This window comes from Acinetobacter sp. WU_MDCI_Abxe161 (genome assembly GCF_025514355.1).
In the GTDB taxonomy this organism is placed as follows: Bacteria; Pseudomonadota; Gammaproteobacteria; order Pseudomonadales; family Moraxellaceae; genus Acinetobacter; species Acinetobacter pittii_E.
The window spans coordinates 336,235-358,946 of the sequence record NZ_JAHPTU010000002.1 but is presented as its reverse complement, the minus strand read 5'-3'; the positions used below and the strand labels follow the sequence as shown (position 1 = coordinate 358,946).

The window sequence follows — 22,712 nt, the reverse complement described above, 5'->3', positions numbered from 1 at the left end:
CACTATGAAAACTCATACGTTTAAATATAAATGAGTCTTATATAATTAAATAAAACTTGAATCCTCAGCCTAGGAGGAAATATGAATAAGAATGTATTAATTACGGGTGCCAGCGGTTTTATTGGCACGCATTTAATTAGGTTCCTACTACAAAAAAATTATAACGTGATTGCTGTGACACGGCAGGCTGGAAAGGAATCTGACCATCCTGCCTTGCAATGGGTGCAACAGTTTGAAGAGATTTCGACACGTCAAATTGACTATGTGGTAAATTTGGCCGGTGCAAATATTGGCGAAAAACGCTGGACTGACTCACGTAAAAAACAACTCATTGAAAGCCGTGTAAATACGACCCGAAAATTGTATGCGTGGCTTAATCAATCTCAAATTTTTCCGGAAGTGATTGTGTCTGGTTCTGCGATTGGTTATTACGGGATTGATGACCAAGAAAAGTGGGCAGAGGTGTGCACTGAACAAAGCTCGCCACAGCCTATTTTTATGTCTGAGCTTTGCCAAGAGTGGGAACACGCAGCTTTAGCAGATCCTCAGCAAAATACTAAAATTATTCGCTTAGGCGTAGTGTTTGGGCAAGGCGGCGGCATCTTGCCTAAAATGTTGCTTCCGATTCGACTCAATTTAGTCGGTCAGATTGGACACGGGCGTCAGCCTGTGGTTTGGGTGCATATTGAAGATGTATTAAACGCTATCGAGTTTATATTTAAGCATCCTCAATCTGCTCAAATTCATAATGTCGTAGCGCCAGAAAACATGGCTCAAAAAGCTTTTGTTGAACAAGCTGGCGCGGTGCTCAATAAGAAACCACTATTGTCGGCACCAAGCACAGTTTTTCGCTGTTTATTAGGGGAGCAGTCGCAATTGATCTTAAATGGTCAATTTGTTAAGCCCGCAGCCCTGCAAGCAGAAGGATTTGAGTTTGCTTATCCAAAATTAAAAATGGCTTTAGAAAATATACTCGCGTCAGGCTAAGATTTTATTTTGCAAACGCTCTGGTGAATATGCTTTGGCATCAACTAATGTCGGTTGACCTAGCATAAGCTGACGGAGCAATTGCGCAGAGCCTGCGCCCATGCATAAACCATTTCTAAAATGACCAAAGTTTGCCCATAGGTTGTCCATTTCAGGCATTTTGCCAATGTAGGGAACACCATTTGGTGAACTTGGTCTGAGCCCTGCCCAGCGATGTACGATCGGGAAATCGGCCAGTTCAGGCACCATTTCTAAACATGCTTCTAAAATATTGTGCTGCGTAGTTTCGTCGGTAGAAGTATCAAAACCACGATGCGCCATGCTAGAACCACACACGATATGACCGTCCATACGTGGAATCAAATACATGACTCGATTCATACACATGGTCGGTAGCCAGTGAGCAGGGGTTTTAAATAACAACATTTGACCTTGAACAGGTTCGACTGGAATTTCGAGTTGTAATTGTGAGTTCCAGTAGTGGCTCCAAGCGCCCGAAGTTATTACAAAATGGTCTGCTGTATGTTTGTGACCATCTTCGGTTTGTAGGGCTTGTATCACATCACCTTGTTGAATCAGTTTTTTAACAGCAGCGTGTTCGAAAAACTCAACATTCGGATGTTGTTTTAAATAGCTAATCAGGGACTGTAAAACGCGCGGGTTGCGGATATTAGACAGTTCAGGGAAATAAATCGCTTCTTGAAACTGATCGGAAATATGCGGGTTGACTTGCTCTAGCGCATCTCGCTGTAAATATTCACAGCGCTGCATCGGTTCTTGATGCTGCTCGGCGTAGGAAAGCCCAACGTCAAAATCTTCTTCATCAAAAATCAGCATGCCTGTGTCATGAATTTCAAAATCAATCCCTGTAACAGGGTAGAGTTTTTGGTTCCATGCTTGATAAGAGGCTTTGCCAAATTGAGCGAGTTGGTTCACTGCATGCACATAGCGCCACGGGTACATCGGAGAGAGAATACCTCCGCCAGCCCAAGAGGCTGCTTGTCCCGCTTGTTGTTGATCAAAAATGCTGACCGTACAGCCTTGTTCAACCAATTCCAGCGCAGACATTAATCCACTTATGCCCGCGCCAATGATTGCAATATGCATGCAGTGTTATCCTTTCTCTGCGAACTTAGTTCATTTCCTTGAGTTTTTCGGCAGCAGTTTCTGCAAAGTAAGTCCAGATCCCGTCTGCACCTGCGCGGCGGCAGCACATAAGTGATTCTAAAATCACTGAGTCTGATAACCAGCCATTTTGAATCGCGCCAGCTAACATTGCATATTCGCCACTCACTTGGTAAATGAATGTTGGAATACCAAAGGTATCTTTCACTTCACGTACCACATCCAAATATGGCATGCCCGGTTTTACAATCACCATGTCGGCGCCTTCTTGAATATCAAGTGCGATTTCATGTAACGCCTCGGCACGGTTGGCAAAGTCCATCTGGTAGTTATATTTATTACCACCTTTTAGGTTGGATGCAGAGCCAACAGCATCACGGAACGGACCATAGAAGCTAGACGCATATTTTGCAGAGTAGGCCATGATGTTGGTGTAGATGTGACCATTGGCTTCTAAAGCCTGACGAATTGCGCCAATACGGCCATCCATCATGTCACTTGGTGCAACTACATCAGCACCTGCTTCGGCGTGACTTAAGGCTTGTTTAATCAAGCATTCTACAGTCTCGTCATTAAGCACATAGCCAGTTTCATCAATAATGCCGTCTTGACCATGCGTGGTGTATGGGTCGAGTGCACCATCAGTAATTAACACCATTTCTGGTAATTCTTTTTTAAGCAAACGGCAGGTGGTTTGTACTAAACCATCTTCATGCCATGCTGCTTCTGCGGTGAGGCTTTTGTCTTCTTGCGGGGTAACTGGAAAAAGAGCCAGTTTTGATACGCCTAATTCCAGAAGTCTTTCAGCTTTTTTCAGTAACAAATCTGCCGACAAACGCTGGATGTTAGGCATACTTGGAATATCTTGGGTTTGATTTTGTCCCGGTAATACAAATACTGGATAAATCAAGTGATTGGTAGTGAGCTGTGTTTCGCTGACCATCGCACGCAACTGGTCATTTTTACGGATACGGCGCATGCGAGTAGCTGGAAATGCAGGACGATTGAACGTATAAGTCATAACAATCTCGATGTTCGGTATTACACTAGGATAGGTTGGCGGATATTCCATTACTGTCAACCGACTGCTGTATTGTAGCCCCATAATGTTGGATTTGTACAAAATTATGGGTGTTTATCATGCTTTTAAATTGAGCCAGGGCGCTTTTTTTAGGGGTTGAAAAGCAGAAATTTTCACAAAAACTTTGAGATAAACATTAATTTAATTAGAACGAACGCATTAGTTATAAATTTTTATTCTCATATTATGAGGTTTTAGCGTTAAAATTAGCTCCTTTGACAATGCGGTATGTCTTGTTTATAGAAAAATAAAAACTCTATAACAAGGTGTAGTGCGAGATTGATGGCAAAGCCAACTCATCTTTAGGAACATACCATGACTGATGCACAAAGCAATGTACAAGAAACAGTGCCAACAACATCTGCCTCGGATGACAACAACCAAAACAAGCGCAAGAAATTTCTTGGTTTTTTTGCGCTGATTTTATTGATTGCCGCTATTTTATATGCAATCTGGGCATTATTTTTAAATCACTCGGTGAGTACGGATAATGCTTATGTCGGTGCAGAAACCGCGCAAATTACCTCAATGGTGAGCGGACAGGTCGCTCAGGTTGCTGTAAAAGATACCCAAACGGTACATCGTGGTGACGTGCTGGTTCGTATTGATGACCGTGATGCCAAAATTGCATTGGCTCAAGCTGAGGCAGAACTTGCCAAAGCAAAACGCCAATACAAACAAACTGCGGCAAACAGTAGTTCTTTAAACTCTCAAGTTGTGGTTCGTGCTGACGAAATTAACAGTGCCAAAGCACAAGTTGCTCAAGCACAAGCCGACTATGACAAAGCTGCTTTAGAGCTCAACCGCCGTGCACAACTTGCTGCCTCTGGTGCAGTGTCTAAAGAAGAACTCACTAAAGCACAAAGTGCTGTTGAAACAGCCAAAGCAGGCTTAGAGCTTGCGAAAGCTGGTTTAGCGCAAGCGTCTTCAAGCCGTAAAGCTGCTGAAAGTACCTTAGCTGCAAACGAAGCCTTAATTCAGGGTGTAAGCGAAACCTCGACTCCGGATGTACAAGTTGCACAAGCGCATGTTGAACAAGCTCAGCTTGATTTAGAGCGTACCGTGATTCGTGCACCAGTTGATGGTGTGGTTACGCGCCGTAATATTCAAGTCGGTCAACGTGTTGCGCCGGGCACGAGCATGATGATGATTGTGCCGCTTAACGATTTATATGTAGATGCGAACTTCAAAGAAAGTCAGTTGAAAAAAGTCCGTCCGGGTCAGGCTGTCACGCTAACTTCAGATTTATATGGTGATGACGTTGAATATCACGGCAAAGTGATGGGCTTCTCTGGTGGTACAGGCTCTGCCTTTGCCTTAATTCCGGCTCAAAACGCAACAGGTAACTGGATTAAAGTGGTTCAACGCTTACCGGTTCGTATTGCACTTGACCCGAAAGAACTTGCTGAACACCCACTGCGTGTTGGCTTGTCGATGGAAGCAAAAGTCGACTTATCTGCGAAGTAAACGCTTATGAAAACGCAAACACCTTTTGCCGAACTAAGCGGTGGCCGTTTATTACTGGCAGCGTTTGTTATTGCCTTGTCGAACTTTATGGTCGTGCTTGATACGACCATTGCCAACGTATCTGTACCGCATATTACCGGTAACCTTGCTGTTTCAAGTACACAAGGAACATGGGTTGTTACGTCGTATGCTGTTGCAGAAGCGATTTGTGTCCCTTTAACGGGTTGGCTGGCAGGCCGCTTTGGAACCGTTCGGGTTTTTATTTTTGGCCTGATTGGTTTTACCATTTTTTCTTTTTTGTGCGGTCTAGCAAACTCATTAGGCATGCTGGTGTTTTTCCGTATTGGACAAGGTCTATGCGGTGGCCCCCTCATGCCGCTCAGCCAAACCTTGCTGATGCGTATTTTCCCTCAAGAAAAGCATGCACAGGCGATGGGCCTATGGGCAATGACAACCGTCGTCGGGCCAATTTTAGGGCCAATTTTGGGTGGTCTGATTAGTGATAACCTGTCTTGGCACTGGATTTTCTTTATTAACCTACCTGTTGGAATTATTTGCGTTTTAGCAGCAATGCGCTTATTAAGAGTAGCTGAAACAGAAACAATTTCTTTAAGAATCGATACAGTCGGTTTAGGTCTGTTAATTCTCTGGATTGGTGCGCTACAGCTCATGCTCGACTTAGGGCACGAACGCGACTGGTTTAATAGCACGAGCATTATCGTTTTAGGTTTAACTGCCGCCATTGGTTTTGTGGTGTTCCTCATATGGGAACTCACCGACAAACACCCCGTGGTAGACGTCAAAGTATTCCGGCATAGGGGCTTTGCAATCTCAGTGCTGGCGCTGTCACTTGGTTTTGGAGCCTTCTTTGGCAGCATTGTACTGATTCCGCAGTGGCTGCAAATGAACCTTTCCTATACCGCCACATGGGCCGGATATTTAACTGCAACCATGGGCTTTGGTAGTTTGACCATGTCACCAATTGTGGCAAAGCTTTCGACCAAACATGACCCACGCGCGCTTGCGAGTTTCGGTTTGATCTTGCTCGGTGGTGTGACCTTAATGCGGGCATTCTGGACCACAGATGCTGACTTTATGGCGCTGGCTTGGCCGCAAATCCTACAAGGTTTTGCTGTGCCTTTCTTTTTTATTCCACTGTCCAACATTGCACTTGGTTCGGTACTCCAGCAAGAAATTGCATCTGCTGCGGGCCTCATGAACTTTTTAAGAACCATGGCAGGGGCGATTGGTGCTTCAATTGCAGTGACCGTGTGGGACGACCACGCCAAAGTTGCACGTAGCGAAATGGTGTCAAATCTAAACACAACCGAAGTTCAAAATAACCTGATGCAAAATGGTTTTTCGGCTGACTCGACGCTCGGAATTATTTCAAACCTCGTTGATAAAGAAGCCATTACCATGTCGGCGAACCATGTATTTTTACTGTTTGCGATGGTATTTGTCTTTGCGGGGTTGGTGATTTGGCTATGTCCAAAACCCAAAGGAAATACAGGCGGTATGCCATCCCACTAAACACAAAAAAGCATCTTTTCGAAGGTGCTTTTTTTAGCGCTATTAAAAAATAGGTTAGGTTCGTAAATGGTAGATTTTGCCTGTATTTAGTTGAATAAAGCATGCCAGAATCGGGCAGATCAGTTATAAAAGCGTGTGATATCAAGCAAGGAGGCATAATACAGGGCACAGGATAAAACGCCCTCAAATATTTACTATTATAAAATCTTATTTTTATCAAAGATTAAAAAAACTTACTACCTGAAAACTAGAGAAGCTTGCATGGCAATTGCATGGATAGGCAAGCGTATATATTGGAGTTATCACGTGAATATAAAATATTCATTTTTGTTCAGTAGTTTATTAGCAGTCGGTTTATTACAAGGATGTGGAGATGATTCTTCAGATCAACCCAAGGATGACTCAAATACAACTCCGCCCAATTTAATTGTAGATAATGACCCGACCAGTTGTAGCAAACTGGCACAAGACGGTTCAAACGTGGTGGTTGGTTCAAACCAAAATGGTGACCCAGCTGCGCCAGAAGGTGCATCGGGTTATAGACTCGGTAACACGGTTAAATATTCAGATAAATATATGGTGGTGGCAAACACGCCACTTGCGGTAAAAGCAGGTTGCGATGTGTTAAAAGCAGGCGGTAGTGCAGTCGATGCGGCGGTTGCGGTACAAGCAGTGCTTGGTTTGGTCGAGCCACAGTCGAGTACCATTGCTGGTAGTGGTTTTATGATGTATTACGATGCCAAAACCAAACAGGTCACGGCTTATGATGGTCGTGAAACCGCACCAGCCGCGGCTAACCCATATTATTTAATTCGCCAGAATATGGATGACCCAAATTCACCAGCACCTGTCCCAAGTGCGCGCCGTAGTGGCCGCTCGATTGGTGTGCCGGGTGTAATGCGTTTGCTTGAACAAGCGCAAAAAGAACACGGCAAACTCAAGTGGAACCAGTTGTTTGATGAAGCCATTGATTTAGCTGACAACGGTTTCCGCATTCCGGGGCGTTTAGCAGATGCCATTGCAAGTAATGCAAATAGCTTGGCACTCGATGCAAATGCAATGAAAACCTATTTCTATATAGATGGTTCACCACGTAAAGTCGGTGAAATCATGACCAATAAAGAATATGCAAAAACCCTAGAAGCACTTGCTGTACAAGGGGCAAATGCATTGCACACTGGGCCAATTGCTCAAGCGATTGTGGCAAAAGCAGGGCAAACAGTCGGGGATGACCCAGCAAGAACTCCAATTACGCCAAGTTTGATGACCTTACAGGATTTATCAAACTATGAAGTGAAAAAGCGTACTCCAATTTGCACCACCTACCGTGATAGTTTCTATGTATGTACTATGCCACCTCCATCTTCGGGAGGGATCGCAGTTGCGCAAACGCTGGGTATTTTAGAAAACTTTGATATGTCGCTCTATCCACCTAAAAACCCTGAAAATGAAGGCGGTGTGCCGGATGTGATGGGTGTGCACTTAGTGTCTGAGGCAGAGCGTTTGGCTTACGCTGACCGTGACAAATATGTGGCAGATACTGACTTTGTGCCTTTACCAGCACAGGGTATTCCAAGCTTTATTGATAAAAATTACTTGAAACAACGTGCAGCACTGATTAACCCGAACCAAAGTATGGGCGTTGCGCCAGCAGGCAATTTCAACCCAGCTTCGGGAGTCGATATCACTGTTGAACATGGCACGACTCAGTTCACAATTGTAGATGCCTATGGCAATGTGGTTTCAATGACATCGACTGTTGAATCGAGCATGGGTTCATTCCACATGGTAGATGGTTTCTTGCTATCGAACCAGTTAACTGACTTTAGCGCGAACCCTTATGACAGCACTGGGGCACTGGTTGCTAATCGTGTAGAAGGGGGCAAACGCCCACGTAGTACCATGGCGCCAACTTTAGTATTTAAAGGCACCACGCCAGATGAGTTTTATATGGCAACAGGTTCACCAGGTGGCGGCACGATCATTCAATATGTAGTTAAAACTTTGGTGGGTGCATTGGACTGGAACTTAAATGCACAGCAGGCCACTTCGCTTGTAAACTTTGGTGCGACCAATAGTAAAAATACCAATGTGGATAGCTCGAATGTACAGCTTTCTTTAGTTGACCTAATTGAAGGTTTAAAAGCAAAAGGCCATGGTATATCGAACACTGCGCAAACCAGTGGTATTTCAACGATTATGAAAGTAAATATAAATAATCAAACTAAATACGCAGGTGGGGTAGACCCACGCCGTGAAGGTATTGTGTTAGGCAATGGAGCCTTATAGACCACACTTTAAAAAAAGCTGTCATTTTTGGCAGCTTTTTTATGTGGGCCTTGAAAAAAACAAAAGGCTCTCCATTATGTAAATATGTTCATCAGTAGCAGACTGTTGATAAATTGCACAGCATTTTATTTTAGTTATGCTATGATGTTCAGACATTCATGGGGATGTTATTGGCTTCGACGCCGGTGATGAAACTCATAGATGCATGCCGAGAGCGCATTTTCTCTCGTAAATAAAATTTGCATTTTAATAGTCGCAAACGACGAAACTTACGCTCTAGCTGCCTAAGGGCAGTTTGTCCGCTTCCTAGAATACTTGTGGTTTAGGAACCCGACCGTAGCGCACGCACACAAGTCCGTATAGAGTCAAGCCTCGGGGCTTTATACCAAACTTAGAGGATCGCACCTTGTACCCTGTTCGTCGGGTCACTTGGTGTTAAAACAATAGACGATATCTAAGCATGTAGTATTCTCGAGCGTAGTGCTGGCGGACGCGGGTTCAACTCCCGCCATCTCCACCAAAATTCGTGAAAAGCCCTGAAACGAAAGTTTCGGGGTTTTTTATTAGTTAAGCTATTTTCTTTATGCAAAGCTTAGTTTGAAATGCGTTAAAAGGTCACTTTGCAGATACAATATTTTAAAGTGATGAGTTTAAAACTTAGAAATACCACTAATATTTTTTAGAGCTGCTGCTTCCATACTAGTCGCTTTTCTTAATCCAGGTCTTTTGGTAAGAAATTTCTGATGGATTAATTTCCAGTCTTCTTTCGATTTATCCCATTCAATAGGCATGGTAAGTAAAGATTTTTTACCTGTATAGGCATACATAAATTCATCTGAAACCATAGCAGGTGGCGTGGTTTTTACATGAACAGTAAAGCAATCTACTAGTGTATATAAAGTTTCTTTATTACTAATTTTATCACCCTGAATCATCCAAATAATATCACCTGCATTAAGACGAAATTCTTCTTTCATATAGACAATAGATTGCTCAAGAGCAGCATAAGGGAATGAATTTTCTTCAGAATGTGCTTGATGATAAGCGAGCCAGTGTTGAGCCATTTGATTTAAACCTTTCGATTTTTGATTTTAGTATTAAGTCATCACTTATTATATGAGAAAAAATAATAGGCTCAAATTTAACTATTAAATTAAAATTTGAATTTATAAGCCGGATATTTAGTTTTGAAAACTTCTAAGGATGAATATTTGGTGGCAAAGGGATTAAATGAATAATTATAGTGAATTCTTAATGTATAGAATAAAGCCCCTAAAGTAGGGGCTTTATTTAAAATTATTCTAATGAATATTCCTTTTGTTCAGGAAATAAAAGATCAAGATGTTTTGGATTTATCTTAAATAGAGGCCCTTTCTCGGTAGCATTACCTGTACCATTTTTACGCTTAATCAAATGATCCATTGTGATGATCCCATCAGCTAAAAGTTGCATAAGCTGACCAACTAAAGGATTTTTCGTATGTATCACCGATTTAAGAATAAAATGTTCAGTACCGTCAATTTCAATTGATTCGGCTTTTATCCAGAAAGTTTCCTTATGTTTCTCTAGTAAACGTTGACGTAAGATTGAACCTTTCCAAACAGCAACCTCACCATCAATATGATGTTTCTCTACCAATAAGTCTTTAGATTCTTGATATTCAAAACTTAGACCTTGAGAATTAATGGTTTTTGTACTAATGGAACAATAAAGTTTTAAGTCGTCTTCACGCATATATCCATATTTATCTACAATTGCACCGCTACTTTTTAGAGGGCTAATATCCCAATTTGCTACTTGAGCAAAAATAGTAGATCTAGTTTTCTGTGCCTTTGCCTTTTCACGAGCAGATTTAAGCTCAATACCTTTATAGTCAGGGTTCTTAGAAGAATTTGCTGAAATTCCTAAGGCATGCTCAATTGTCATGCCAATTGCAGTATCCCCCGATTTTACAGCTTTTAAGGGACCTAATTTAGCAATAGCTCTTAATTTATCTAATAACTCGAATGCAACTTCATCTACTTGATAAACAAATTGATGTAGTAAAGTTAAATGGGTGTTTAAATCAATTCTGGAGATATTAAACACATATAAAAGCCCTTTAACTAGGAGTAATGCTAAAACATCGTTAGGCTGAACATGTTCTTTTAACTGATAAATCCAAATTCTTGGATCGCCCTTTTTAGTGTTAGGTCGATATAAGCTGACTTGGGTATCAATAATAGAAGTAGCTGTAATTAACTTGGCTGGTTGTAATATTTTTTCTCCTTGTTGCTGGAGACTATAATCATGGTAGTGGTTAAGCTTAAAGTATTCTCGTAAAGGTGCTACGGCATCCATAATTGATTTTTTGATGCCTGTTGCAGTAATAATTAGATCACTATGATCTAGACCGAGTTTCGCTAAAATTTCCCGATTATGATGAATAAGATCTTCACCAATAATGGGATAAGTAACTTTTTGTGGTTTAGTTTTTGGTTTGATTACTTTACGAGGTGTATTGTAGAAGTCTAAAGTTTGCCAATCTGGATAATGATGTTTAGTAGCAATTATATTCAGAGCTTCATTCTGAGAAATATTTAAAGCTTTCTTTAGTTTTTTTGCATCATCTTTTAGACGAGCAATAGGGCGCTTAAGTTCAGGGTATGAGTTCTCGCTCATTGAAATATCTCTTTATCGATGTACTTTTCAATGCTTACCCCGCAACTAAGCATTCAGTACATACCAAAAGACTGAATATTTCAATGAGATGACCAAAAGGGGTCTTTACAGAATTTGCGGGCTGTAGGCTTTACTCTGGGAAGCCTTTCTTTAATGTTTTCATAACTTAAAAGAAAGATCAACTTTAAAAAAGAACAAAAACGACAACTGTTGTCGTATGGCCCTGGACTTTTTATAAAATTCTAATTAAAATAGCTTGGCTTCTATTTAGTAGTGTTGTTGAAGGATTTTCAGTTGAACCATATTGAGTTATTTGCAGGCTGTGGTGGATTGTCATTAGGACTAGAGTCTGTAGGCTTTAAATTAGTTATGGCAAATGAACTATCACCTATGGCAGCAGAAACATTCGCCTATAATTTTTTTAATGAAGATCTTGAAAAATTAAATAATAAAAAGACTCAAGTTAAATGGTTAAGCAGTAAATTTAAAAATGAGGATATAAAATCTAGATTAAGGGAAGACCCTAGAACTTTTCCAGAGCTAAATGAAGGGCAATCAGATCTAGATGATCATTCAGATTTAAGTGGAAAGTTAATCATAGGTAATATTGTCCAACTTAATAAATGGCTTGAGAAACATCCCTTTCAAGTTAATGATCTTAGTATGGCGTATGGCCAAAAAGGCGGACTTGATCTTGTTTCAGGTGGGCCGCCATGCCAAAGCTTTAGTATGGCGGGGTTAAGACAATTTAGTAATAATCGGAATACCTTGCCTTGGGAGTTCGCGAAATTTGTTCAAATGACGCAACCTAAAATAGCCTTGCTTGAGAACGTAACAGGAATCTTGCGAGCTTTTGATGTAGAAGGTAAGAAGTTCTATGCTTGGTTTGAAGTAGCTAAAGCATTCGCACAGATAAATTACATACCTTTATGCTTACATATTAATGCGAAATATGCTGGTGTTGCTCAGAACCGACCACGGTTTATCTTGGTTGGCATTAGACATGACATTTTTGACCAAGTTTATTCATCTTTTAATAAGTATGAAAAAGAACTTTATTCACAAGCAATAAGCTTTGTTGATAATTTAAAAAAAGGATTACAAGTCGAATATGGCACCTTATCTTATTTTGACGTTGAATATGATGAACATTTAACAGTATTCAAAAATACATTCTTGAATCCTTTGATCAAATATAAGGAAAGTGAATTTACTGTTAAAGATGCTATTGACGATCTGAGAACTAAAGGTTTAGAAAAGTCTAAATATATTGAATTAATTAATTCTACTTTAATGCCTCATAGTAAGGGTGACTCTGTTCTTCGGAATCATGATTTAAGAAACAATGGTATTCATGTTCAACGAAGATTTAGGATTTATCAAATCCTTCAAATGTTAGATAGTTCAACTAAAAAAGAAGCCCTTGATTTACTTAAAGGAAAAATAGATAAAGTTTCTGAGTCAACAGCTAAACATTTGTTGAATTATGATTATCTCATTGAGCCAAATACTTATGAGAAATTTGAATCAATTGATAGTTTGATAACTTACTTTAATGAGCATCAAACTAAGAAACAAACTCAAAAGGCCTTAATAGCGAATCAGCCGGCGCCAGCAGCTTTATCTATTCCAGACGATGCTTGTCATTATCATCATGATGAGTTGAGAACTTTGACGGTTCGTGAAATGGCTCGTATACAGTCATTTCCTGACCACTTTGTATTTAGATCTAAGGTGACGACTGGCGGCCAAATGAGGCAATTTGAGGTTCCACAATATACGCAAGTTGGTAATGCTGTGCCACCGCTATTAGGACAAGCATTAGGACACGTTATAAAAGCAATTTTAGATAAATATCAAAGTTCTAATTAGTATAGAAATTACATTTATAGGGAGATACACGTTTTTACGTTGATCCCTATAACTCATACAACATTTTGCTTATATACACATCTAAACGGTTAAAATAAAAACAAATAAGCTGAAGTGGGTTAACTATGACTCATGATGAGTATTCTTCACCTCGCTCAAGAATCATGTCTAGTATTAAGAGCAAGAACACAAAACCTGAACTGATAGTCCGTCAGAGACTACATGCATTAGGCTTTAGATATATCTTGCATGACAAAAGGTTGCCAGGAAAACCTGATATTGTTTTGCCTCGTTATAAAGCTGTAATACAAATTCAAGGCTGTTTTTGGCATGGACATGACGCATGTTATTTATTTAAATGGCCTAAAAGTAGATCTGAATTTTGGTATGAAAAGATAAATAAGAATATTACAAGAGATCGAGCTAATCAGGAAAAATTATTAGAATTGGGTTGGCGAGTTTTGATTTGGTGGGAGTGTAATATACGTAATTCCCATGATTTTGAATTAGGTTTAATGAAAACGGTTGATTGGATTAAAGGCAATCAGTCGTATATGGAAATTAGATGAATTGTAGGGGAAGTATTCCTATAATTTTTTCTCATAATTCATACCATAATACTATTATCGAGCGTAGGGCTAGCGGACGCGGGTTCAACTCCAGCCATCTCCACCAAGATTCGTGAAAAGCCCTGAAACGTAAGTTTCGGGGTTTTTTCTTTTTAAGATTTAAATTGTTAAATTATTTGGGCGATAAGAAATACAATATATGAAAAAAATCAAAAACTATTATTCTTAGAACAGATCTATCGAAGTTAGAATAGTGCAGTACTTTAAAAAGCTAACGAAATAAAGATTATAAAACATCTTATAATATCTCAAATTCCTAGGCAAAAATGATTAAATCAGGTCATATCATTATGAAATTAACTTTATTAAAACAATCCCTTACTTCATTTCTTTTAGTCAGCATGTCAATGTTTAGTGCTAATAGCTTTGGCTACACTCCCAAAGATTTACAAGGTATATGGGCAATGCATCCGCTTAATAATGGAATTGCTAACTTAGTTGAGTTTTCAGGAAATACTGCTACTTTATACCCTGTGCAATGTGATTTTGAAACGGGTCTTTATACTGTAGATAGTATTGAAAAATCGAACTTTAAAATTAATAAGCAAAATCAAATTGAGTTGTATAATGAGCAGGGGCAGTTCGAGCAAGCATTAAGAATTATAAGTATCACCAATAATCAACTAGTTTTAGAAGAAGCTGCTAGTGACACGATAATGCTGAAATTTTACTACAACAAAATCAACAAACTAACCCCTAATTGCATGAAATATAAAAAATAAAATTTTCAAGAACTTAGTTTTAATATGGCTGAAATTAAATGTCATTTCAGCTATATAACCAACTTGAATCTAATGTGTAAGGAAGTATTTAAATTTTCATTTTATTAAGCTTGAATGAGTCAGAAAGAAGAAGCAATTAATAGATAACAAACACAGCAGAAGTAGAATTTTATTTATTCTTTATAAAGTCTTACTTGCGTAAAGTTTTGTAATCTCGTTATAGTCTAGCTTCTAATATAGAGGGGTTAAAATGTGAAAAAAATAATAGGAATATTTTTATTTTCCTTGATATTAGTTGGTTGTGGTAAATCGGCAGAAGATATCGCTAAAGAAAAGCAAGCTCAAGAACAGGCACTTAAAATTAAACAAGAACAAGAGAGAAAATTAAAAGAACAAGCTGAACTTAAAAAAGTTGAGGAAGCTGTTCGCTATTATCTTAAAGATGGTGATTCTGCGAAATTTAGAAATGTTATTAAAAATTGTGGTGAAGTAAATGCCAAAAATTCATGGGGTGCTTATGCAGGTTTCTCCAGATTTATAGTTAAATCAGATAAACAAGTAATCTTTGATGGTTCTGATAATTACTATTTTGATAGTTTGGTAAAGCTATATTGCCATAAAGATTATTTGGCTAAGTTCCCAGTAGAAACAAGTGATGAGATAGCAATTGATGCGACTGCAATGGAACAAATATCAGCGGTGGCTGCTGCTGATGCGGCAGCGGGAGAAACTTTAGAAAATGAAACAAGATCAACTAGTAAACATCAGAAAGAGGAAGTAGCTGTTGAGGAATTAGCTACTGAAGATACAACGTCAGATACTGGCAGTTCTGAAAATTATTAAGGTATTTAAATTTAAGAACCCGCATATGCGGGTTTTTTATAGAGTCCATGATGGTATAGGTTTTCTTAGACTTTGAATTGAGTTGTTTGATTGGTTTTTGTACCTATAATATTTTAAATATAATTAAACTATCCTAGTATGCTTTTGTAGCTATGCTTATTAGGAATAAGCATATAACTTTAATTAATCTCAAATAATTGTTTAAAAATTATGGATAAAAGATATCAAGTTTTTGTTAGTTCTACTTATGCTGATTTGAAAGCAGAGCGACAACAAGTTCTACAAGCATTAATGGAAATGGATTGTATACCAGCAGGTATGGAGTTATTTCCTGCTGTAGATGAAGAGCAATGGGAGTTCATAAAAAGAGTAATTAACGATTGTGATTATTATCTCTTAATTATTGGTGGTCGCTATGGTTCAGTAACTGCTGAAGGTATTAGTTATACGGAAAAAGAGTTTGATTACGCGGTTCAACTGGGATTAAAAGTTGTAGCTTTAGTACATGGTTCACCTGAAGATATTCCTTTTGGGAAGTCTGAGCAAGACTCAGCATTAAGAGAGAAACTCTTAGATTTTAAAGATAAAGTTATGGATGGGCGTCTCGTCAAATTCTGGAAAAGTGCAGAAGAACTACCCGGATTGGTTGCATTGAGTTTAACTAGGACTATCAAAACGTATCCAGCTATAGGCTGGGTGAGGGCAAATAATGTTGCAAATGAAGATGTACTTGCTGAAATAAATGAACTTAGAAAGCAAAATGCAGCTCTTCAATCACTTCTATCTGAAGCAGAAAAGCAACAAAAACCAGCCATAGAAGGTATAGCAAATATTGATTCTACACTGATTGTACATGGTACCTATGAAACTCAAACATCAGGTTATTCTGCACGCAAGCATGAGTTCGAATATAAACTCACATGGAGAGAACTTTTTTCTCTTATTTCTCCTTATTTAGTTGAAAATCCAAGCGATTATCAGGTTAAGAAAAAGATTTCATCAATCCTTAAAAAGATGGCAACAGGAAATGATAATGGATATTCTTATTCAATAGATGATCAAGAGTTTAAAACAATTACTATCCAATTAACGGCATATGGATTGGTAAAAACTACATATTCAAAAACTACGACGGGGGGGATGGCACTTTTTTGGAAGTTGACAGAAAAAGGGCACAGCTTAATGATTGAAAGTCGCGTAATAAAAGATAAGTCTAACAGTGTGTAGAATTCAATAATATTAAATATTATTTAAAGATATTCTACGATAGTTACTTTTGAAATAAAAATTTATGTTTTATTTTGATTACATCAACAGAAATTCTAAAAAAGCTCCACCCAATATTTGGAGCTTTTTTATTCCTAATATTTTATATCTATTAGCCACAGGACGTGATTTTGTATTTACTCATAAGAAATGAGAATCACATTCCAGTTGAGTTTACTAGATTGGGTTTTCTTATAGATAGGGAGCTTTCAAATGAAAATACAAAGTAAGTATATAAGCAAGTAAAGAAAAATGGCTATAGAGTTACGGTCAAATGAATAGTAATAAAATTTAATTTTTAAATATTAGTCTTAGCGTAAATAAAATTTAATTGTATTTATGAAAAAAATAGTGATGCTTTTATAGACTACAGGAGTAAATATTTATATATTAATCATAATTGATGAGTTCTTGAGCAATTTTGATTAGGCTTAGAACAATAGTATTAAAAATTTTTAAATTTGGGGTGACAAATGAATGATTTATATTCTGCTTATGGATTAGACTATACTGATCCAGATTGTGATTTTTTAAATATAAACCTTGATGAAGATACACCTTTATTTGTAGATGCTTATGCAATGTATCGTTCCTCAAATACTCATATGCAGTCGGGTCATGAAATTTTAAGGAATTTTATGACAGCAACATTATTAGGATTAAAAAAATATCTTGAAGACCCAACTATTATTAATAGTTTATGGATATCAAAATGTTTTTCAGAGCCAAAGGGTACTGGTATTGGTTTAGCAAAGAATGGCCATAAAGGAAGGGGGAGTCATGATGTTAAATGCCAACAAATCATAACTGCCTTGAGGCACTCTAAAGCTGTGGAAACTGGAGAATTAGAAGATTTAGAAGAGTTATTATTAGTTATTGAAGGGATAGGATCAGATACAATTTCTGATATTACTCTGAATATTGCTAAAAAAAGTTTTATTGAATATACACAGGAAAAATGTAGTAAATTAAATATAACTGTAAAGCCTACTGAAGAAAAAATACGATATTTTTGTAAAATAGATAATAAATGGAAAAGTGATCATTTCGATTTGCCACATTTAGAAGTTGGAAAAGATAAGACTTTAAGCTATTTAATCTTTATTCCTAATGAGGTGCTTGAAAAAAATATGGCTTATGGTTGTAATTATTTTTATACAAATATTGCAACTCCAGTTTACGTTGATCAAGTACTTAGAGCAGGTTTGTCCTTTATTTATTCGTTGAAAGATGGCAGTAAAAGAGTGAATAAAAGGGAGATGAGGAAAAAAGATGAATATAAGGGGGGGAAGAAAAAGATGGATAGCTTTATTTCAAAAAATCCAAAATCATTGAAAGAATATAGAAAAACAGTTGCTGATAAACGCTATAAACGAAATCAGGATAATAAAAAACAAAATAATGATGATTCTGAATAGATTTTAATTTTATATTTTTTATAGAATTATTAATAGAATTAGTTTGTATGTTTCATTTAAAACCCTTTGACAGGAAGGGTTTTAAATGAATATAACTGTTATTTTTTAAAATGCTATCCTAGCCAATTCGGTTCGGTTATACAATTTTCGTTAAAAATACATAGCCATGGTTGTGCAACAATTTTTTTATCATTTGTCCATCTATCAATCTCATGACCATAAATACCGTCAAATCCCATATCTTTAGCTCCTGAACAAATTAACTCTATAAGTTCGCGAGTCAGTTCATGGCCAGTTGCAAATTTTGCAGAATCAGGTCCATACTTTGTAAGATTGGATTTATATCTTTCGGTATATTTATACGCTGCAAAAGTATTTTCTTGAATTATAGGTCTTAATACAGAACCATCTTGCCATCCATTATGCCATATATCTTTTTTACTATTTAGTAATGCATCAAAAAATGCATTTTTACAGAGTTTTGTTCTTAGCTCTTCTGAAGCGTATTTATCCTCCAATGTATTAAGAATTTTTGAATTTTCCTTGATTTTTACTTCAGCGATATTTTTTCCAGCGGCTTGAGCAAAATCTATATTTGATGTGAAAAAAATACCAGAGTGTTTAACTAACTTAGTTGTATCAAATGGTGGTGGTAGTTGCCAATTATTAAATTTAGAGTCTGTACCATGAAGCCATTTTTTTGTGAATAATGATTTACTCATAAATGTTCCGTTAAATTATAAAGATAGTTAAGTCTAAAATTTTTTAGATTTAATTAATCTTACAATATAATATATTGTTTTATATTATATTTTTGTTAATTTTAATTGGTTTTCATATTAATAAAATTGAGACAAGGCCCCCGTGCCACAACAGAACTTTAATTTTTTGCGCTGATTTAAAGTAACCCACCATTGCGACACAGAGATAAGGGAGCTAAACCAAACGCTTAGCCCATGTCTTCTTTATCGCACCGCCGCATCACGCTAAAAAAAGTAGGGGCAAAGTCCTGTGGGAGAGCAGGACTTTGCAAACTGACATGTTCTAGACGTTGCATAAGCTTATGTGAATACACTTGTTCGAGCCGTTGGTATATACAGTCGCAACTGGCTTGGGTGTGTCCACCAGACAGGCAAATTTTTTCAAACTCCTGCTGTGTGTGGAGGTCACAACCCGAAACGCTGTAATCGCCGATCATCAAGCCTAAAACCAAAATAGTTTTATAAAATTTCATATTATTCTCGTAATGATTGGGGATATATCAATGAGAAAAAATAAACCGCTATATTTAAAGTTTAAAATCATTTTTAAAGGCAATAGTTAACCCGCCTATAAAAGCAATAAAATAAAATGACTTAAATTTTAAAATAAAAATAATTTATAAATTTAAAAATTAGATAATAGAAAACCTAAATTTTAAATAAATAAAATTACGAGAGAGGATAGGGGATTAATTTAAAAAAGGTCATGGTTAACTCCTGAAAATTTATGGAGCTCTACCACCAAAAATCACCGTCAATTGATTATGGTGGTAGAACGAAAGGGGGTTAGCAGACTGGGATCCAAGGAACCAGCACGCGCAAGCGCGTCCCCCTCCCGTCCTACCGCAAAGAAAAGGGACGCAAGGGTCTAACGACTTATAGTTGAACTATAACCCGCCATGGATCTACGGTCTGCTAAAACCGACTGGCAATGTAGGCCAGCGGGACCATAATAATCATAAGTTTTTAACAGGTCAATTCAATTTAAATAAAATATTATAAAAATTTTAAATATAATTTTATATTTTAATTAAACTCAAAAGTTAATCTATTTAAAGCCATTAATTAATAAAAATAATAAAGCTAAACTAAACGTTTAGCCTGTGCTTAAAATGTATAACGGTAATTAATAAATACCCGGTGCTGATCCCAATCTTTCCGAGTTAAACCATTTATTTTTTCACCTAGGTTTGCATTTTCAAACTTTGACTCATAATGCAAAAATGAATAACGCACATCTAAGTTTTTTACCCACGGCAGGGCATAACTCACTGTAAAGTCAAAGTAACGCTCTTTACCCTCAATATCACTGCTAATGTTACTTTGGTGAGCGCCAAAGCCATAAATATACTTCGCTTCGGTTTTTAAACCTTTCACATAGTCTTTCCAGTTATATTTCAGCCGAAGGGCAATGGCGGTTTCATCGTTATTGGTAAAGTCAGGGCCAATGGTCGCAGAGGTCGGAAACGGGTTGGTGCCGTGATCTTGCGTTAAAACCGAGTTGCGGGCGGAGTGCACGGCAAAGTTATCTTCAATCCAAAAGCCATCAAACTTTGAAATGGCAATGCCACCTTCAAGATTATTCTTAGCCACATTTACATCGACAAAATAACCATTGCCACGGTTGTTAATGTCTTGGCCTTTGACACAGTCCAACTCGGTTTCGGCACCGCATTTAAACAGCTTGCCATCGTCACGCGAGAAAAAAGCACCTGTGTTGAATGTCCAAATAAGGCCATGCAACGGCAACTTATATTGAGCAATCGCTCCGTACTTTTTTAAGTAATCTTTGCTATTTAAATATTCGGCATTCACGCTCCAGTTTTTGTACTGATACTTGGCACCGAGCAAACCGACATAATCAATGCGCTCGTCATTTTCAGTCACCAGTTTTTCAAATGAGTCCATGCTGCGCGGTTTCCAGCGGTCATAGTAAGCAATGTAAGTCTGTAGCTGATCATTGAGTTGAAACTGACCACTCGCACCCGAAAAAGTGTCGGGCACCGCACGGTTGTTGGTGCTTTTAAGCAAGAGCGAGTCGTGTAACTGACGGCCTAATTTAATTTCGCCTTTGTCGCCGAGTTTTGCTTTGATGTAGAGCTGACCTAAAGTTGCAAAGTTTTGATCGAGCTTACCGTTATTTTCGACCTCTAAAAGCTGAGCGCTCGGCTTGCCAGAGTCAAATAATTTGGTGACTGCATAGAGTGAGCCATCCACCCCAAGCCAGTCCCAAAAGTAGGGTGACTGATAATTTAACTCAAACCCTAAGGCACTTTGTTCATATTCACTTGACGAAGGCGAAGGGTTGGCAAGCGTGGGGTGGGCAGTGCCTTCATCGTTCCAGTAACGGGTGTTAAGTTTTAATTCTAACTTGCCAAATTCTTGAGGAAGCTCTGCATAAGCATTGCTCACGCTGCCTAAACCAATACAGCCCCATAGCAAATATTTATTCATTTTAAATTCCTTTTTTAAGCATGAATAAGCCCTTTGCCTAACGCTGGGTTAGGCAAGCTTTTTATGAAATGGATGAATTAAGGAGAGAGTTTTTCGAGCACTTGGCCTTTGGTTTCAATGGCAAACAAGAAGGTCACTAGGCCACCAATCAGCGCTACAACCGCCAGCACACTAAACACATATTGAATACCGTAACCACCGACTACGAGGCCAACCATAACAGGTCCAATTGCAGAGCCGGCACGTAGCCAAGCGGTACTAAACCCGATGCCCATCGCACGTAGGCGAGTTGGGTAAAGTTCGGCAGCGTAAAGGTATAAAGAGAATGAAATGGTCTGCAAAATGGCATAGCTCAGCGTTGCCAAAATCACAACTTCCATCGCCGATTTTGCGCCTAAAATCGAGAGGCTCATGAGTGGAATAATTGCCAAGAAAAACGCTGCACTGTACCAAGGGCGGCGACCCACTTTATCAATCATTAACGCACAGATAATAGAGGCAATTACACCCACGCCCGACGTAATCCAGCCATAACCTAAACTGGTTTGAAGCGACAGACCAAAGTGCTGTTTGTAGAGAGAAGGCAGCCAAGTCACCATGGCATTGTTCACCATATAGACGCAGAACCACATGCCCCACAGCGTAAACGTACGTTTGCGGTAAATGCCACGGAACAGCTCACGCCAGTCGGTTTTTGCCATGCCTTGTGGGTTAATTTCTTTAACCACAGGTTCAGCCAAAGTTTTACCGCTTTTGATGGCACTGTCTTCAAAGCTTTTGACGACTTTATCTGCTTCTTTAAAACGGCCTTTTGAAGCCAGCCAGCGTGGTGACTCAGGCAAGAAAAACCGTAAAGGAATGACCAGTAACGATGGAATTAGGCCCACAATAAACATAACTTTCCAGCCGTAAATTGGCATCAGGAAAAATGCTGCCATGCCTGCAAACATCAGGCCGAGCGGGAATAAAACTTCATAGAGCAAGAAAAACTTACCGCGCTTTTCTGCACCAATAAACTCGTTAATATAGGCACTCGCAACAGGCACTTCACCACCTGTACCAACACCTTGTAAGAAACGGAAAATTAACAGTGACATTCCGCTCCACGCAAACAGACAAGAAATGTCCATTGCCACAAACAGTAAAATGGTAAAAGACAGTACTTTTAAACGACCGACTTTTTCGGCAAGAGAACCAAAAAAGATCGCACCGACCAGTTGCCCGATATAGCCCGCAGCAATAATCGCACCAACATAGGCAGGCGTCAGGTGCCATTCGGTAATGAGTTGGGGTAAAGCAAAGGCAATCGCAAGAACAGTATAGGCGTCAAAAAAGGTCGCTATACCAATGGTAATTCGCATAAATTGCATTCGACCAGTGACCGGTAGCCGTTCAAGTCTTGCAATAATTTCCGCATTTTTTTGATGATGACTAATTTGTTCTACATCCGCTAGATTTGTCATCTTATATCTCCTTATCACTACATTCCTCGTAGTTTTGTTGTTCTATTTCGCACTACCTGTTCACCACAGTTTGCATGCTTTTTATTATTATTTTTAAGAGACATGCCCGATGTTTGGCCTCAGGCAGCGTACAGGAAAAAA

General features: G+C 38.5%; 18 protein-coding genes and 1 other RNA gene. 11 read left to right on the top strand and 8 right to left on the bottom strand.

Features of this window, described 5'->3' with window-relative positions; genetic code table 11:
- Positions 1–81 precede the first annotated feature (81 nt).
- A complete protein-coding gene (locus tag KTI78_RS03570; RefSeq protein WP_262445223.1) occupies positions 82–987 on the top strand; it encodes a TIGR01777 family oxidoreductase in 906 nt (301 codons plus the stop codon).
- Here the strand turns inward: KTI78_RS03570 and KTI78_RS03565 are convergent.
- Both KTI78_RS03565 and hemB read right to left on the bottom strand, forming a co-directional pair.
- Positions 979–2,094, bottom strand: a complete 1,116-nt coding sequence (locus tag KTI78_RS03565; RefSeq protein WP_262445221.1) for an NAD(P)/FAD-dependent oxidoreductase — start codon at positions 2,092–2,094, stop codon at positions 979–981. The genes KTI78_RS03570 and KTI78_RS03565 overlap by 9 nt on opposite strands.
- A gap of 25 nt (positions 2,095–2,119) precedes the next feature.
- On the bottom strand, positions 2,120–3,133 hold the full coding sequence (gene hemB, locus KTI78_RS03560) for a porphobilinogen synthase (protein ID WP_206239802.1): 1,014 nt from the start codon (positions 3,131–3,133) through the stop codon (positions 2,120–2,122).
- A gap of 375 nt (positions 3,134–3,508) precedes the next feature.
- Between hemB and KTI78_RS03555 the strand changes: the two genes are divergently transcribed.
- The 4 genes from KTI78_RS03555 to ssrA all read left to right on the top strand — a co-directional run bounded on the left by KTI78_RS03555 (position 3,509) and on the right by ssrA (position 9,002).
- Complete coding sequence (locus tag KTI78_RS03555) at positions 3,509–4,660, top strand: EmrA/EmrK family multidrug efflux transporter periplasmic adaptor subunit (RefSeq protein WP_016141979.1); 1,152 nt, start codon at positions 3,509–3,511, stop codon at positions 4,658–4,660.
- Between the two features lie 6 nt (positions 4,661–4,666).
- Positions 4,667–6,193 (top strand): DHA2 family efflux MFS transporter permease subunit, encoded by a 1,527-nt coding sequence (locus KTI78_RS03550; protein WP_016141978.1) that lies wholly within the window; start codon positions 4,667–4,669, stop codon positions 6,191–6,193.
- Positions 6,194–6,499: 306 nt separating this feature from the next.
- Positions 6,500–8,482, top strand: a complete 1,983-nt coding sequence (gene ggt / locus KTI78_RS03545; protein WP_262445220.1) for a gamma-glutamyltransferase — start codon at positions 6,500–6,502, stop codon at positions 8,480–8,482.
- A 160-nt stretch (positions 8,483–8,642) separates the two neighbouring features.
- Positions 8,643–9,002, top strand: a transfer-messenger RNA (tmRNA) gene (gene ssrA, locus KTI78_RS03540).
- Positions 9,003–9,132: 130 nt separating this feature from the next.
- On the opposite strand, the gene KTI78_RS03535 is transcribed toward ssrA, so the two are convergent.
- Positions 9,133–9,546 carry a hypothetical protein gene (locus KTI78_RS03535; protein ID WP_199990283.1) on the bottom strand — a complete coding sequence of 138 codons (414 nt, stop codon included), beginning with the start codon at positions 9,544–9,546 and terminating at the stop codon, positions 9,133–9,135.
- Between the two features lie 232 nt (positions 9,547–9,778).
- The gene (locus KTI78_RS03530; protein WP_262445219.1) at positions 9,779–11,143 is read right to left on the bottom strand and encodes an MvaI/BcnI family restriction endonuclease; all 1,365 of its coding nucleotides are present in this window, start codon (positions 11,141–11,143) and stop codon (positions 9,779–9,781) included.
- A 294-nt stretch (positions 11,144–11,437) separates the two neighbouring features.
- On the opposite strand from KTI78_RS03530, the gene KTI78_RS03525 reads away from it, so the two are divergent.
- From KTI78_RS03525 to KTI78_RS03500, 6 genes are all read left to right on the top strand, one after another.
- Positions 11,438–13,015 carry a DNA cytosine methyltransferase gene (locus KTI78_RS03525; RefSeq protein ID WP_262445218.1) on the top strand — a complete coding sequence of 526 codons (1,578 nt, stop codon included), beginning with the start codon at positions 11,438–11,440 and terminating at the stop codon, positions 13,013–13,015.
- Between the two features lie 125 nt (positions 13,016–13,140).
- On the top strand, positions 13,141–13,584 hold the full coding sequence (locus KTI78_RS03520) for a very short patch repair endonuclease (RefSeq protein WP_262445217.1): 444 nt from the start codon (positions 13,141–13,143) through the stop codon (positions 13,582–13,584).
- Positions 13,585–13,934: 350 nt separating this feature from the next.
- A complete protein-coding gene (locus KTI78_RS03515) occupies positions 13,935–14,366 on the top strand; it encodes a hypothetical protein (protein ID WP_262445215.1) in 432 nt (143 codons plus the stop codon).
- Positions 14,367–14,618: 252 nt separating this feature from the next.
- Entirely contained in the window at positions 14,619–15,209 is a 591-nt protein-coding gene (locus KTI78_RS03510) for a hypothetical protein (RefSeq protein ID WP_262445214.1), read from the top strand.
- Between the two features lie 210 nt (positions 15,210–15,419).
- Positions 15,420–16,436: a DUF4062 domain-containing protein gene (locus KTI78_RS03505; RefSeq protein WP_262445213.1), complete on the top strand. Its 1,017-nt coding sequence runs from the start codon at positions 15,420–15,422 to the stop codon at positions 16,434–16,436.
- A gap of 512 nt (positions 16,437–16,948) precedes the next feature.
- Positions 16,949–17,893 (top strand): hypothetical protein, encoded by a 945-nt coding sequence (locus KTI78_RS03500; protein WP_262445211.1) that lies wholly within the window; start codon positions 16,949–16,951, stop codon positions 17,891–17,893.
- Between the two features lie 113 nt (positions 17,894–18,006).
- Here KTI78_RS03500 and KTI78_RS03495 read toward each other — a convergent pair whose 3' ends face one another.
- The 4 genes from KTI78_RS03495 to KTI78_RS03480 all read right to left on the bottom strand — a co-directional run bounded on the left by KTI78_RS03495 (position 18,007) and on the right by KTI78_RS03480 (position 22,571).
- Positions 18,007–18,615 carry a hypothetical protein gene (locus KTI78_RS03495; protein WP_228141173.1) on the bottom strand — a complete coding sequence of 203 codons (609 nt, stop codon included), beginning with the start codon at positions 18,613–18,615 and terminating at the stop codon, positions 18,007–18,009.
- 227 nt (positions 18,616–18,842) lie between these two features.
- Positions 18,843–19,127 carry a hypothetical protein gene (locus tag KTI78_RS03490; RefSeq protein ID WP_262445210.1) on the bottom strand — a complete coding sequence of 95 codons (285 nt, stop codon included), beginning with the start codon at positions 19,125–19,127 and terminating at the stop codon, positions 18,843–18,845.
- 634 nt (positions 19,128–19,761) lie between these two features.
- The gene (locus KTI78_RS03485) at positions 19,762–21,108 is read right to left on the bottom strand and encodes an OprD family porin (RefSeq protein WP_262445209.1); all 1,347 of its coding nucleotides are present in this window, start codon (positions 21,106–21,108) and stop codon (positions 19,762–19,764) included.
- Positions 21,109–21,185: 77 nt separating this feature from the next.
- Positions 21,186–22,571: an MFS transporter gene (locus tag KTI78_RS03480; RefSeq protein ID WP_262445208.1), complete on the bottom strand. Its 1,386-nt coding sequence runs from the start codon at positions 22,569–22,571 to the stop codon at positions 21,186–21,188.
- Positions 22,572–22,712 lie beyond the last annotated feature (141 nt).